At 34.8% G+C, this 14,054-nt stretch carries 13 protein-coding genes; 12 read left to right on the top strand and 1 reads right to left on the bottom strand.

Features of this window, described 5'->3' with window-relative positions; all coding sequences use genetic code 11:
- Positions 1-91: 91 nt before the first annotated feature.
- Complete coding sequence (locus tag BUB32_RS06925) at positions 92-1,105, top strand: LacI family DNA-binding transcriptional regulator (RefSeq protein ID WP_072968613.1); 1,014 nt, start codon at positions 92-94, stop codon at positions 1,103-1,105.
- Between the two features lie 14 nt (positions 1,106-1,119).
- On the opposite strand, the gene murC is transcribed toward BUB32_RS06925, so the two are convergent.
- A complete protein-coding gene (gene murC, locus BUB32_RS06930) occupies positions 1,120-2,514 on the bottom strand; it encodes a UDP-N-acetylmuramate--L-alanine ligase (RefSeq protein WP_072968616.1) in 1,395 nt (464 codons plus the stop codon).
- 174 nt (positions 2,515-2,688) lie between these two features.
- Here murC and purR point away from each other — a divergent pair, with 174 nt between their 5' ends.
- From purR to BUB32_RS06985, 11 genes are all read left to right on the top strand, one after another.
- Positions 2,689-3,513: a pur operon repressor gene (gene purR, locus BUB32_RS06935; RefSeq protein ID WP_042834539.1), complete on the top strand. Its 825-nt coding sequence runs from the start codon at positions 2,689-2,691 to the stop codon at positions 3,511-3,513.
- 139 nt (positions 3,514-3,652) lie between these two features.
- Complete coding sequence (gene spoVG, locus BUB32_RS06940) at positions 3,653-3,931, top strand: septation regulator SpoVG (protein ID WP_042834540.1); 279 nt, start codon at positions 3,653-3,655, stop codon at positions 3,929-3,931.
- 105 nt (positions 3,932-4,036) lie between these two features.
- The gene (gene glmU, locus BUB32_RS06945) at positions 4,037-5,410 is read left to right on the top strand and encodes a bifunctional UDP-N-acetylglucosamine diphosphorylase/glucosamine-1-phosphate N-acetyltransferase GlmU (RefSeq protein ID WP_072968618.1); all 1,374 of its coding nucleotides are present in this window, start codon (positions 4,037-4,039) and stop codon (positions 5,408-5,410) included.
- A 5-nt stretch (positions 5,411-5,415) separates the two neighbouring features.
- Positions 5,416-6,366 (top strand): ribose-phosphate diphosphokinase, encoded by a 951-nt coding sequence (locus tag BUB32_RS06950; protein WP_072968619.1) that lies wholly within the window; start codon positions 5,416-5,418, stop codon positions 6,364-6,366.
- A gap of 359 nt (positions 6,367-6,725) precedes the next feature.
- Positions 6,726-6,941, top strand: coding sequence for a DUF3006 domain-containing protein (locus BUB32_RS06955; RefSeq protein WP_072968621.1), 216 nt, complete (start codon positions 6,726-6,728; stop codon positions 6,939-6,941).
- A 115-nt stretch (positions 6,942-7,056) separates the two neighbouring features.
- A complete protein-coding gene (locus tag BUB32_RS06960; protein WP_072968624.1) occupies positions 7,057-9,066 on the top strand; it encodes a GGDEF domain-containing response regulator in 2,010 nt (669 codons plus the stop codon).
- Positions 9,067-9,234: 168 nt separating this feature from the next.
- Entirely contained in the window at positions 9,235-9,918 is a 684-nt protein-coding gene (locus tag BUB32_RS06965) for a response regulator transcription factor (protein WP_072968626.1), read from the top strand.
- A gap of 2 nt (positions 9,919-9,920) precedes the next feature.
- Positions 9,921-11,333: a sensor histidine kinase gene (locus BUB32_RS06970; RefSeq protein WP_072968628.1), complete on the top strand. Its 1,413-nt coding sequence runs from the start codon at positions 9,921-9,923 to the stop codon at positions 11,331-11,333.
- 264 nt (positions 11,334-11,597) lie between these two features.
- A complete protein-coding gene (locus tag BUB32_RS06975; RefSeq protein WP_072968631.1) occupies positions 11,598-12,971 on the top strand; it encodes a S1C family serine protease in 1,374 nt (457 codons plus the stop codon).
- A gap of 127 nt (positions 12,972-13,098) precedes the next feature.
- Entirely contained in the window at positions 13,099-13,653 is a 555-nt protein-coding gene (gene pth, locus BUB32_RS06980) for an aminoacyl-tRNA hydrolase (protein WP_072968633.1), read from the top strand.
- A gap of 31 nt (positions 13,654-13,684) precedes the next feature.
- Complete coding sequence (locus BUB32_RS06985; RefSeq protein WP_072968635.1) at positions 13,685-14,053, top strand: hypothetical protein; 369 nt, start codon at positions 13,685-13,687, stop codon at positions 14,051-14,053.
- Position 14,054: the final 1 nt, after the last annotated feature.

Genomic DNA, 14,054 nt, shown 5'->3' on the forward strand with positions numbered 1-14,054 from the left:
AAAATGAAAACTGTTGACGTAAATAAAAGAATAGGATAGAATAATAAATAGAAAAGATGCAATCGGTTTCATTTTAAAGGTGGTGATATACATGAATGTAACGATTAAAGATGTGGCAAAGAGGGCAAATGTTGCTCCTTCTACTGTATCGAGGGTTATTGCTGATAATCCACGTATAAGTAAAGAGACAAAAGAAAGAGTTTGGAAGGCGATGGAGGAATTGGGGTATTATCCAAACGCCATTGCCAGAAGCCTTGCAAGTAAAGTGACAAATACTTTGGGACTTATAATGCCTCGCTCCACAGAAGAAGCTTTTTCAAATCCTTTTTTCCCAGAAGTTATGAGAGGCATAAGTGTTGTTGCACATAGAGAAAAGTATGATTTGCTTTTGTCGACATCTGGAAATCAAGAAGAGGAAAAAGAAGCGGTTATAAATATGGTAAAAGGCAAACGAGTAGATGGAATAATTCTTTTATCTTCCCGTACAACCGATGAGCTTATACCTTGGTTAAGAGATGAGAAATTTCCTTTTGTTGTTATAGGTAAGCCTTTAGACGCCAAGGGTGTGTATTGGGTTGACAATGACAATATAGGGGCTTCTAAGCTTGCTACTAATTACCTTATTAAACATGGGCATAGAGAAATTGCTTTTATAAGTGGTTCATTGGAATACGTAGTGAGTTTAGATAGGTTAGATGGTTATAAACTTGCCCTTGAGGAAAATGGGATACCTTTTAAGAGAGAGTTGGCGGAACAAGACGAGTTTTCAGAAGACGGTGGATACAGGGCGATGATGAGAATATTAGAAAGAGAAAAACCTACTGCAGTTGTGGTTACTGATGATGTTATGGCATTTGGTGTTATAAGGGCTGCAATAGATAAAGGATATAGAGTTCCTGAGGATATATCAATAGTAGGGTTTAACAACATTCCCTTGTCAGCTTTTGCAAATCCACCCCTTACGACAATAGATATTTCTACCTTTGATTTGGGTATTAAGTCTGCAGAACTTTTGATTGCAAGGTTAAAGCAAAAGGATGTAGACACAGACCACATCATTGTGCCTGTAAAGCTTGTGGAGAGGAAATCTTGTGTTGCAAGATAAAAAGCTGTAGGGCTTTATATTCCTACAGCTTTTTTATAACCTTTTAAAAACATTTCTCCCACTTCGTAGATATTTCCTGCTCCAACTGTTAATACTAAATCGCCTGCTTTTGCATTTTTATTTAAATACTCAACTATAGAGTCAAAATCTTTTAAGTATAAAACATCCTTTCCTCTTTGAGAGATTAGTTCCACTAAATCTTTAGAAGAAACAATCCCTGTATCTTTTTCTCTTGCGGCGTATATGTCAGCTATTATTATTTTATCCGCATTGTCAAAGGACCCTGCAAAATCATTAAGCAAAGATTTAGTTCTTGAGTAAGTATGTGGCTGGAATATACAAATAATTCTTTTATGAGGATAATTTCTTGCTGCTTCTAAAGTTGCTTTAATTTCAGCAGGGTGATGAGCATAGTCATCCACAATTGTTATGCCGTCAACTATTCCTTTTACTTCGAATCTTCTATGAGTGCCTTTGAATTCAGTTAAATAATGGGAAGCTTTTTTTATGTCGACTCCTACAAGGTGACTTACTGCCAAAGCAGCTAAGGCGTTGTAAACATTGTGTTTTCCGGGTATTGATAATTTAAAATTGCCCATATATTTTTCTTTATAATAAACGTCAAAAATCGCACAGCCTTTGTCATCAAAACTTATGTTTTTTGCTTTCCAATCACTATCTTGGTAAATACCGTAGGTCACAATGTTTTTATTTAACCCATTTACAACATACATGGTGTTTGCATCATCTTTGCATGCTACCACAAATCCATCTGGTGGAACTAAATTAGCAAATTGCCTAAAAGACTGTTTTATGTTGTCAATATTTTTGAAGTAATCTAAGTGATCTGAATCGACATTTAGTATAACGGCTATGTAAGGATAAAACTTTAAAAAACTGTCTGTATATTCACAAGCTTCTGTGACAAAATATTCACTGTTTCCAACTCTTACATTCCCTCCTATTACATCTACTTCTCCTCCTACTAAAACTGTTGGATCGAACCCTACACCATCCAATATCACAGATATTAAAGAAGTAGTAGTTGTCTTTCCATGACTTCCTGCAACAGCAATGCCGTATTTGTATTTTTTCATAATGAGACCTAAAAGGGTAGCTCTATCTATAATAGGTATATTTAATTCTTTAGCTTTTTGATATTCAGGATTATCTTCATGGATAGCAGCCGTGTACACTACTAAATCAGCACCTATGACACTGCTTTCGCTGTGAGGTATTGTTATAACTGCTCCTTCTTGTCTTAATCTTTCGATTATATGAGAATTTTTTATATCTGAGCCTGTTACTATATGTCCATTATTCAGAAGTATATGAGCTAAACCGCTCATACTTATACCGCCAATTCCTATAAAATGCACTCTTTTAAAGTTTTCAAGATTTATATCCATAGTTTACGCTCCTCTCAGTTCCTATTGTTATTATTGCCTTTTCATGGTTAAAATATGATTAAAGCTTGTCAAAAGCCACTATATTTATAAAAAAATTATATCACATGTTGCAGAAAAATGAACTTTTAAATATAATTTTGGTATAAAAGTTTGTATGTGCGGAGGTTATTTTTTATGGATAAGTACAAGCGGTATGAACGATTGGCGGCAATCGTTAAGATATTTAGTGAAAATCCTAATACATTAATAAATTTGGAGTATTTTATGAATTTTTTTGGTATAGCTAAATCTACTGCCTCAGAAGATATTGATATTTTAAAGAGCGTAATAGAAAAATTTAACTTTGGTAAATTAATTACGCTTCCTGGAGCTGGTGGTGGAGTAAAATACATTCCTATAGCTAATATTAAAAGTTATTTGCCTTTTGTACAAGAAATAAAGGAAAAGTTAAAGGATCCATCGAGAATAATTCCCGGAGGTTTTTTGTACACTGCCGATTTGATTTATTCTCCCAGTATTGTAACAAAAATTGGCGAAATTTTAGTATTTCCTTTTTTGGATAAAAACGTTGAGGCAATTGTAACTGTGGAGACCAAAGGTATACCTATTGCCTTGATGTGCGCAAGGACGCTTAATGTTCCGCTAGTAATAATCAGAAAAGATAGTAGAGTTACAGAAGGTTCTTTTGTTTCTATTAATTATATTTCTGGTTCTCAGAGGCACATACGATCGATGTCTTTGGCTAGAAGGTCTTTACAGAAAGGTTCTAAAGTATTGTTGATAGATGACTTTATGAAAGCAGGTGGAACGATTAGAGGCATGATGGAACTTATGGAGGAATTTGACGCTGAAGTAATTGGTGCAGGAGTTATGATTGCAACGGAAAAACCGGAGAATAAATTAGTAGATAATTACATTTCAGTTTTTGTATTAAAAAATATGGAAGAAGAAAAAAATATAATTGACATTGAAATAAGTAATTGGATATTGAAAGACTAAAGTTAAGAAAATTTTTTAAAAATTTTTCGTAATTTTAGTTTTTCTTGAAGGAAATTTTGATTTTATGGCGAATATTTATTAGTGTAAGAGGGTTTGCAAATGCTAACTTAGGGTTTAACTTCAGGAAGGTGGTGAGCTTATGGAAATTACAGACGTAAGGGTGAGAAAACTTAATGAGGAAGGCAAAATGAAGGCTGTAGTTTCTGTAACCTTTGATAATGAATTTGTGGTTCATGATATAAAGGTTATAGAGGGCCAAAATGGGTTATTTATTGCTATGCCAAGTCGAAAGACTCCTGAAGGGGAGTTTAAAGATATTGCTCACCCTATAAATTCAGACACAAGAAATAAATTACAAAGCGCTATTTTAAAAGAATATGAAAAGGCAAAAGAACAAGAAGCTACACATAAGGAATAAAAAGGGGCTTGCCTCCTTTTTATTTTTTTTGTTGAACTTTATTGCAATTATAGTTAAAATAGTATAGGGTATGAAAATTAAATTTAGTATAGAGGGTGTGGAAAATTGGAAGGGCTAGTGACGCTTATTTTAGCAGCGGGGCTTGGAAAAAGGATGAAATCTAAACATCCCAAAGTTGTCCATAAAATATGTGGAAGGACAATGATAGAATGGGTTGTAAATGCGGCAAAAGATGTGGGCAGTAATGATATCGTTGTTGTAATTGGCCATAAAGCGGAAGAGGTAAAAGAAGTATTAAAAGACAGAGTAAAGTATGCTTATCAACAGACACAGTTGGGTACAGGCCATGCAGTAATGATGGCGCGGGATTTATTGCCAGAGCAGGGCAATGTTTTAATTTTAACAGGTGATACCCCTCTTATTACTTCGCAGACATTAAAATCTTTGGTAAAATTTCATGTTGAAGAAGGTAATAGTGTCACAATTTTGTCTTCAGTATTAGAGGACCCTACAGGCTATGGGAGAATAATAAGGGATGAAAGTGGAAACGTTATAAAAATCGTGGAAGACAAAGATGCAACGGAAAAAGAAAAAAGTATCCATGAGATAAATTCTGCTATGTACGTTATGGATATAGCCAAACTAAAAAAAGCGCTAAGACTGATAACAAATAATAACGCACAGGGTGAATATTATCTGACGGATGCTGTGGAAATTATAAAAAAAATGGGAGGGAAAATTGGTGCTTTTACTGCTTCAGCTGAGGAAATAATGGGGGTTAATTCCAGGATCCAACTTTCTGATGCAGAAAGAGTCATGAGAAAAAGAATCAACTATCGCCATATGGAAAACGGTGTAACAATAATTGACCCTGAGACAACTTATATAGGAGCAGAGGTTGAAATTGCACCTGATACTGTCATACTTCCAGGGTGCGTAATAGAAGGCAAAACTGTGATAGGCAGCGATTGTGAAATAGGTCCTAATTGCAGGATTGTCGATTCCCACATAGGTGATGGATGCAATATTATGTATTCTGTCATATTATCTTCGAAATTGGGGAATGACATTAAAGTTGGACCTTTTGCGCAAATACGGCCGGAAAGTGTGATACATGATAAAGCAAAAATAGGTGACTTTGTGGAAATTAAAAAATCTGTCATTGGAGAAGGCACAAAAGTTCCTCATCTTACGTATGTTGGAGATGCGGAAGTTGGGAAAAATGTCAATATGGGATGTGGATCTATTACAGTTAATTATGATGGTAAACAAAAGTACAAGACAGTGATAGGAGATAATGTTTTCGTCGGGTGTAATGTAAATCTTGTAGCGCCAGTAAAGATTGGAAATAATGCTTATATCGCTGCTGGTTCAACTATAACAGAGGATGTTCCTGAAGGAGCACTTGCCATAGCCAGAAGTAAGCAAACTAATAAAGAGGGCTGGGTACAGGAAAGAATAAAAAAAGGGAGGCTTTAAATTAAATGGCGAGATATACTAATTCTCTAAAAATTTTTTCAGGAAATTCAAATCCTAAGTTAGCCAGTGAAATAGCAGAGCATCTTGGACTTAAGCTTTGCGATTCAGAAGTAGGGACTTTTAGTGATGGGGAGATTAGTGTAAGGATTGGAGAAAGCGTAAGAGGTGCAAGCGTTTTTGTAATACAGTCAACTTGTGCACCTGTAAATAACAACTTAATGGAATTATTGATAATGATTGATGCTTTTAAAAGGGCATCTGCGGCTGAAATTAATGCAGTTATACCTTACTATGGCTATGCAAGACAAGACAGAAAAGCAAAAGCAAGGGACCCAATTACTGCAAAGCTTGTAGCTGACCTTATAACTGCAGCAGGAGCTCATAGAGTTGTTACAATGGACCTTCATGCTCCTCAAATACAGGGCTACTTTAACATTCCTGTTGACCATTTGTTAGGAGGGCCTATACTTGCAAAATATTTTATTGACAAAGAATTGGGAGATGATGTAGTAGTTGTTTCCCCTGACCATGGCAGCGTGACAAGGGCGAGGTATTTTGCAGAAAAATTGAATGCTCCTCTTGCTATTATTGACAAGAGAAGACCAAAAGCCAATGTAGCAGAGATAATGAATATAATAGGGGACGTAAGAGAGAAAAAGGCAATTTTGGTAGATGACCTTATTGATACTGCTGGTACTTTGGTGCAAGGGGCAGAGGCTCTTCTTGACAATGGTGCTACTGAAGTTTATGCTTGTGCGACCCACGGAGTGCTGTCAGGTCCTGCGATTGAAAGGTTAAAAGAATCACCAATAAAAGAATTGGTTATAACCGATACAATCCCTCTTCCCGAAGAGAAAAAAATTGACAAAATTAAAGTGAGGTCTGTTGCTCCTTTATTTGCCGAAGCAATTTTAAGAATCCACGAAGGTATGTCTGTCAGTAAATTGTTTGTGTAAGCGCAGACAAAGGGGACGGTTCCTTCTGTCTGATTTTTTCGGACAAAAGGAACCGTCCCTCCTGTTTGACTCACAGAGGTGATTTAGGAGCTTTTATTTTCTTTTTTAACCTGACTTTTGCAGCAAAAAAGAATAAAAAATGCCATCAACTCCTTTAAAATAAAGGGTTTAGGGCATTTTAATTTTGTCTCAAAGTTGTAGTGGAAAATAACTTTTTTCGTCTCACCCAAAATTTTTTTAATCTCTTCAAGCCTCATAAATTTTTTACTAAAATCAATACTTAACTCTTTTCCTATATCCTCAAGAACATCATTTTGTAATATAATAGTAGCAGATAAACGAGAAAAGGAGTTTTCATAATGTCTAAAAAAATATGCATAATAGACCGCTTTGAAGGTAACTTTGCAGTAATTGAATATGGGGACAAAATCTTTAATTTTCCAAAAGAACTCCTTCCTAAAGAGGCAAAAGAAGGAGATGTGCTTAAGCTTGACATTACAGTGGATAGAGAAGAAACAGAAAAGCGCAGAAAAGCTATTGAAGACCTTGCAAAAGATTTATTTACAGAGGAATAAAATTTATTTTCACATAAAAAGGAGTATTTAATAATTAGAAAAGCTAAAAGTACTGGGAGACCTTTTCATATGGTTTTATATTTGCTAAAGTCTTGTTAGTTGGAGGTACTGGCTAATGGAGATTACTTTTCGAAATAAAATCCTAATTGTAGAAGACAGTAAGCTTAATGCACAAGTAACGGCAGATATTTTAAATAAGTATGGATACGAGACAGAGATAGTCACATCTGGAGAAGAGGCCGTTGAAAAAGTACTAAATAATAGTAAAATTCCAAGTTTAATTCTTATGGACATAGAACTTAAAGGAGCAATCGACGGTATAGATGCAGCAAAAATAATTCTGCAACATAAAGATATACCAGTTTTGTTTCTTACTGCTAATGCAAGTAGAGAAATAGTAGAAAAAATAAAATCAGTTTCAGCTTACGGATATGTTCTTAAGGGTGTAGACGAGTATGTACTCATATCTCAAATAGAAATGGCCTTTAAGCTTTTTGAAACTAAAATACAATTAAAAAAGAGAGAAGAGCTATTTCGCAATATGTTTGAAAATCACGATGTAGCAATGATACTTATTGATATACAAACTGGCCATATTATTGATGCTAACAAAGCTGCCTGTCATTTCTACGGTTATTCCAAAGAAACTATGATGCAGATTGAGATAGAAGATATTATTGGAATTTCTACTATAGACGGAGCTCAGAGGTGTTCGGAAGCTTTAAAGAAGGGCTGTAATCCCTGCATTTGCTTACAGCAATTAGTTAGTGGAGAAAAGAGGCTAGCAGAAATATATTCATCCCCTGTAGATTATCAAGGAAAAACATTGATGCATCTGATTATATTTGACATTACCGAGCAATGGAAAGCGAAGAGAGAGCTTGAATTTTATAAAAATCTTTTTGAAGATTCCCTCAATGAAATTTACGTATTTCATCCAGAGACGCTGAAATTCATTGCAGTAAACCGGGGTGCGAAAGGAAATTTGGGGTATACTGAAGAAGAACTTGAAGAAATGACTCCTGTTGACTTAAAGCCAGAGTTTACCTTGCAAAGCTTTAAAGAACTTCTTGAGCCCCTTTTAAAAGGTGAACAGAAGCAAATTATTTTTGACACAATGCACCGCAGAAAAGACGGTTCTTTATATCCAGTAGAAATCCATCTAGAACCTATAGAGTTTGACAAAGAAAAAGTGTATGTAGCATTTGTGATTGACATAACAGAGCGCCAAAAAATAGAAAGAGAATTAAAAGAAAGGAATGAGGTTTTAAGCACTATAATGGAGTCTGCAGGAGATGCTATTATTATGCTCGATGATAGTGGCAAAGTGACATTCTGGAATCCTGCAGCGGAACGCATACTTGGTTATTCAAAAGAAGAAATAATAGGTAAAGATTTGCACATGTTTATGATACAAGATATGCGGTTGTATGAAGCTTATAGAGAAGCATTTAAAAAATTTCGTTCAACAGGTAGAGGAAGTGTTGTAGGTAAGACTGTTGAGATGAAGACAAGGCACAAAAACGGCTATGAAATCGATGTGGAACTTTCACTTTCTGCAGTTAGAATTAAAGATGGATGGTATGCAATAGGCATAATTCGCGACATAAGCGAGCGCAAGAGATTTGAGGAATTACTTTACCGCCAATCTATTACTGATCCCCTTACAAACATATATAACAGACGTTTTTTCATGCAGATGCTGGAGCAGGAAATAGAGAGAGTAAAACGAAATAAAAAGTTCTTTTCACTTATTATGTTTGACTTAGATCACTTTAAAAACGTAAATGACCGCTTTGGGCATGCTGCAGGAGATACGGTTCTTAAAAGTGTTGCCGACACAGTAAAGGGAAGGATACGGAAAACAGATTACTTTGCACGCTGGGGAGGAGAAGAATTTATAATTCTTCTGCCTGAAACTTCCTTGAATAATGCAGTTGAACTGGCTGAGGAACTAAGAGAACAAATAAGTACAATAGAATTGCAGGGGATAGACAGGGTAACAGCAAGCTTTGGAGTAACTGAATATAGGGATACTGATACCATTGACACAGTTCTTATTCGGGTAGACAACATGCTCTATGAAGCAAAGAGTGCAGGAAGAAATTGTGTAAAGAGCGAATAAAAATGGAAATTATTATAAACCTTTTTGAAGGGTAAATATTTTACAAAAATTCTTTTATGCAGCTTTGTTGCTTGTAATTTTTGCTACAATGATATACTAACGCCAATATTTTGCTTTAAATTTTATGATATAATTTAAATAAGGAAACTTGAAATAGAGGGTGGTTTTGTGGGAGAGAACCGAAAGATTTATGTAGTGGATGATGACAAGAATATATGTGAAATAGTATCTTTGTATCTAGAAAAAGATGGGTTTGAAGTAGAAAAAATATATGATGGGCAAACGGCCTTAAGGAAAATTCAAGAGAAACCGCCAAAGCTCGTCATACTTGATATAATGTTGCCAGGAATTGATGGTATAGCTCTTTGCAGAGAAGTCAGAAAATTCTCAAAAGTACCCATAATAATGCTTACCGCAAAAGGGGATACACTTGATAAGGTATTGGCTTTAGAGATTGGCGCTGATGACTATATTGTAAAACCATTTGACGGGAAAGAATTGGTAGCAAGAGTTAAAGCGGTTTTAAGAAGATATGAAGCGGAAAGTGATGAAAAACAAGCTATTTCTTATCCAGACCTTTATGTAAGTTTGAGTGAATATAAAGTTGTTTATAAAGGGCAAAATGTAGATTTAACTCCCAAAGAGTTAGAACTTTTATATTTTTTATGTACACATCCCAATAGGGTTTTCACGAGAGACCAGCTGTTAGAAAATGTATGGGGTTATGATTATATGGGAGATAGTCGTACAGTAGATGTTCATATAAAAAGGCTGAGAGAGAAAATGGGAGATGGACCTAATTGGAAACTTACCACCGTATGGGGTGTAGGCTATAAATTTGAGGTGAACTAAATTTGAGTAAAAATAGACTCTTTAAAAAACTTTTTATAAGTAATATAATTATCATACTTGTTACTTTGTCTATCCTTTCAGGGATGTTTTATCTGATGTTTCAAAACTATTATTTTGCCGACAAAGAAAAAATAATGTTAGAAGAGGCTCAAGAAATAAATGCAATTTTAAATGAATTTGCGGTAGGAGACATAAACATAGATAAATGGAATCAAGAACTAAATGTTGTTACTAGATTGATTAATGCTACTGTATGGATTGTAGATAAAGAAGGGCTAATTTACAGTCAATCACAGCAGCCGGGCAAAGCATGGACAGGTGTAAGTCTCAACAAAGAGGAAATAAAAAGCATTTTAGATGGACAATCTGTTGTAAAAAAAGGGTATTTTGGTGGTAAATTTAATCAGCCTGTTTTGACAGTAGGAGTCCCTCTTGTTATAAATGGCCGAATTGAAGGGGCTATATTTATGCATGCTCCTTTGACAGAAATGAATAAAACCATTATAAACATTTTTATTTTGATGCTTTTATCTGGAGGAGTAGCTCTTATAATAGGTTTTGTGCTCATTTCTTATACTTCCAGTAGAATATCTCAACCTCTTAAAGAAATGAGCTTGGCTGTTCAGCAGGTAGCAAAGGGGAATTTTTCTGCAAGGGTGCAACATAAAGAAGATGATGAGATAGGAGATTTAGCTAAATCCTTTAATATTATGGCAAAAGAATTAGAACAATTAGAAGATATGAGAAAAGATTTTGTGGCAAATGTTTCTCACGAATTGAGGTCCCCATTGACCTCTATACAAGGATATATAGATGGAATATTAGACGGTACTATTCCAAAGGAAAAAGCTTGTGATTATCTTAAAATAGTACAGAAAGAAACAAGGAGGATGTCTAGACTCATAGACGATTTTCTTGAAATGACTAAGCTTGAGTCAGGTCAATTTCCACTTAATAAGACTGAATTTGATATAAATGAACTTATAAGACTGACTGTTATAAAGTTTGAAAAAAGGATAGTGGAAAAAGATCTAACTGTTAAAGTCGATTTTGAAGAAGACAGGAGAATAGTTATAGCTGATAAAGATAAGATAGAACAAGTTTTGACAAATCTTATAGACAATGCAATAAAATTTTCTAAAGAAAAGGGTATAATCCATGTTTTTACTGAAATAAAAGATGACAAGGCATTTATTACTATAAAAGATAATGGAATAGGTATTTCTCCAGAAGACCAAGAGCATATATGGGATAGATTTTATAAAGCGGATAAATCGAGAGGGAAAGATGGAGCAGGCCTTGGACTTTATATAGTAAAGCGCATTATAAATGCTCATAATGAGGAGATATGGGTAGAAAGTGAACTCGGCAAAGGTACAGCATTTACTTTTACTCTGCCGGTGAAAAAATTTTAAAAAATCACAATAAAATATTTACACTTTGTTAACACTTTATTCATAAATAAAGGATACAATAATATTTGAGAGCGACAAATGCCTCTCCTTGACCTCCCTTATCATAGCGGTCCAAGTGAATACTTGGGCCGCACATTTATTTATAAAAAACAGTACAAAAATTTTTTAATAAAAACTACTTAAAATCTTTACATCATGTTCATAATTTGTTAATAAAAAGGGATTATAATTAAAAGCAAGAAAGAACAAAAGGAGTGAGTGGTGATGGATTACGAAAAAGAATTTGAAAATAAAATTGAAAAAAATGACCCGGAGAATGTGGTTCCTCCAGAAGAAAATGAAAAAGAAGAGTTATATCGAACAGAAGAATTAAATGGCGAAACATTAAAGGCAGAGGAACAAGAGCAAGAGGAATTGGAAAATACTGCACCAATTCCTAAAGTAGAATTCAGAAACAACAAAAAGAGTCTGGGTAAGATGGTAAAAAGATTCAGAAGGAAGATGGTAGCATCTTTTATTGCAGTAGCGCTAGTAGCGGCTTTAATTGGCGGAGGAGTTACAGGTGCTGTGATGAAATACTACGTGACTCCAAACGATGCATCAGCACAGGTTGTTACAAGATATTTACCTCTAGATGCTACTTCCTCAAATGACAGTGGTATTTTGAATTTGATACCTAACATCTATAAGATTGTTAGTCCAGCCGTTGTAGAAATTGATACAAGTACAGCTTATACAAACGGCTATAGAACAGAATATGTTCCTAAAGGAAGTGGCTCTGGCTTTATAATAAGTTCTGATGGATATATTGTTACAAATAACCATGTAATTGACGGAGCATCAAAAATCACAGTAAAACTTTTAGATGGTAGAAGTGCTGATGCGAAGCTTATAGGAAAAGATGATAGGACAGACCTCGCAGTACTTAAAATAAACCTTCCTAATTTACCCGTTGTAAAACTGGGAGACTCTTCAAAACTCCAACCTGGTGAGCTGGCAATTGCTATAGGCAATCCTCTTGGAGATTCCTTTGCAGGTACAGTCACAGCGGGTATAATAAGTGGACTTAACAGAAACCTCCAAAGTGATTATGGGCCTGTCAAACTCATACAAACAGATGCAGCTATAAATCCTGGCAACAGCGGCGGACCTCTTGTCAACAGTAAAGCAGAAGTTATAGGTATCACAAGTGTTAAACTTACTTCAATAGGACCAAGTATTCAAGATCCTTTTGGAATGTTTGGAAGCCAAGGAACCCCTGTTGAGGGTATGGGTTTTGCAATTCCAATAAACGAAGCAAAACCTATAATTGACCAGATAATAAAACACGGCTATGTAGAAAGGCCTATGATGGGAATAGGTGCTCAAACTATTACACAACAAGATGCAGTCCAATATAATTTGCCTGTAGGAGTGTATGTAGTCCAAGTTCAGCCAAATAGTGGAGCAGAAAAAGCTGGCATTCAACCAGGTGATGTGATAATAAAGGTTGATGGCAAAACCATTACTTCCTTCGAAGATTTACAAAGCATACTAAATAACCACAAAGTTGGAGACGTAATAAATGTAACAGTTTGGAGAAATGGCAAAACATTTACAGTTCCTGTAAAATTGCAAAGCAGTGCAAACTTTCAATAAATAAAATAAAGGCCTCCCTCGCACAAAGGCTACCGGCAAGTATCACTTGCCGGTAGCCTTTTTACACATACTATAGCTTTTTTTTGTTTAATTATGTATAATTAATTTGGTAAGGAAGGGTGGTCGTATGTACATAATTGCAGGTTTAGGGAACCCTGGTAGAGAATATGAAGAAACTAGGCATAATATAGGGTTTATGGTAATAGATGAGTTGGCAAAAAAATTAGGTATAAATGTTACAAAATTAAAATTTAAATCTCTTGTAGGTGAAGGGAATTTTAAAGGAGAGAAAATAATTCTTTTAAAGCCTCAGACATTTATGAATTTAAGCGGTGAAGCTTTATACGACGCTGTAAATTTTTATAAAATTCAACTTGAAAATGTAATTGTAATTTATGACGATAAAGACTTGGATGTGGGCAAAATAAGGATAAGAAAAAAAGGAAGTTCGGGCGGTCACAATGGAATGAATTCTATCATATATCTTTTAAATAGCGAAGAATTTCCGCGTATTAGAATTGGAATTGGGAAACCGCAAAAGGATTTAGTAAGTCATGTATTAGGAAAATTTGAAGAATCAGAGAAAAAACTAATTGATGAAGCTGTTATAAAAGCAGCAGATGCAGTGATAGATATTATAGAAAATGGGATAGAACATGCTATGAGCAAATTTAACGGTTGATAAAAAGGCAATAAAGGAGAAAAAAGAATACATGTGGCTATTATCTGGAATTGGTGGTGTAATTTTAGCATATTTTCTAAATAGGATGGCAGTAACTAAATATAAGAGAAGAGCTATAATTTATTTTGTACCAGCCATTGAAGAAACGTGTAAGACAGTGGCAGGGTATTTGACTTCCTCTATTCTTTTGTCTCATTTGATATTTGGAATTGCAGAAGCAGTAAATGATTACATAAAAGCTTCCTATAAAATCAATTTAAGGGCTTCTATTTTAAGCATCTTAAGCCACAGCTTTTTTGGTATAACCTCTTACATATTAGTGATGCAAACAAATATTTTTTTGGCTATTATTGTAACTTCTTTAATACATGGCTTATGGAATAGGCTTATGTTGAGGTGAT

The organism is Thermoanaerobacter uzonensis DSM 18761, from assembly GCF_900129115.1.
In the GTDB taxonomy this organism is placed as follows: Bacteria; Bacillota; Thermoanaerobacteria; order Thermoanaerobacterales; family Thermoanaerobacteraceae; genus Thermoanaerobacter; species Thermoanaerobacter uzonensis.

Coding starts and splice junctions, on each gene's coding strand:
- BUB32_RS06950 (WP_072968619.1), top strand. CDS start 5,416: ATGGCGAGATATACTAATTCTCTAAAAATTTTTTCAGGAAATTCAAAT.
- spoVG (WP_042834540.1), top strand. CDS start 3,653: ATGGAAATTACAGACGTAAGGGTGAGAAAACTTAATGAGGAAGGCAAA.
- BUB32_RS06925 (WP_072968613.1), top strand. CDS start 92: ATGAATGTAACGATTAAAGATGTGGCAAAGAGGGCAAATGTTGCTCCT.
- BUB32_RS06955 (WP_072968621.1), top strand. CDS start 6,726: ATGTCTAAAAAAATATGCATAATAGACCGCTTTGAAGGTAACTTTGCA.
- murC (WP_072968616.1), bottom strand. CDS start 2,514: ATGGATATAAATCTTGAAAACTTTAAAAGAGTGCATTTTATAGGAATT.
- BUB32_RS06985 (WP_072968635.1), top strand. CDS start 13,685: ATGTGGCTATTATCTGGAATTGGTGGTGTAATTTTAGCATATTTTCTA.
- BUB32_RS06960 (WP_072968624.1), top strand. CDS start 7,057: ATGGAGATTACTTTTCGAAATAAAATCCTAATTGTAGAAGACAGTAAG.
- BUB32_RS06975 (WP_072968631.1), top strand. CDS start 11,598: ATGGATTACGAAAAAGAATTTGAAAATAAAATTGAAAAAAATGACCCG.
- pth (WP_072968633.1), top strand. CDS start 13,099: ATGTACATAATTGCAGGTTTAGGGAACCCTGGTAGAGAATATGAAGAA.
- purR (WP_042834539.1), top strand. CDS start 2,689: ATGGATAAGTACAAGCGGTATGAACGATTGGCGGCAATCGTTAAGATA.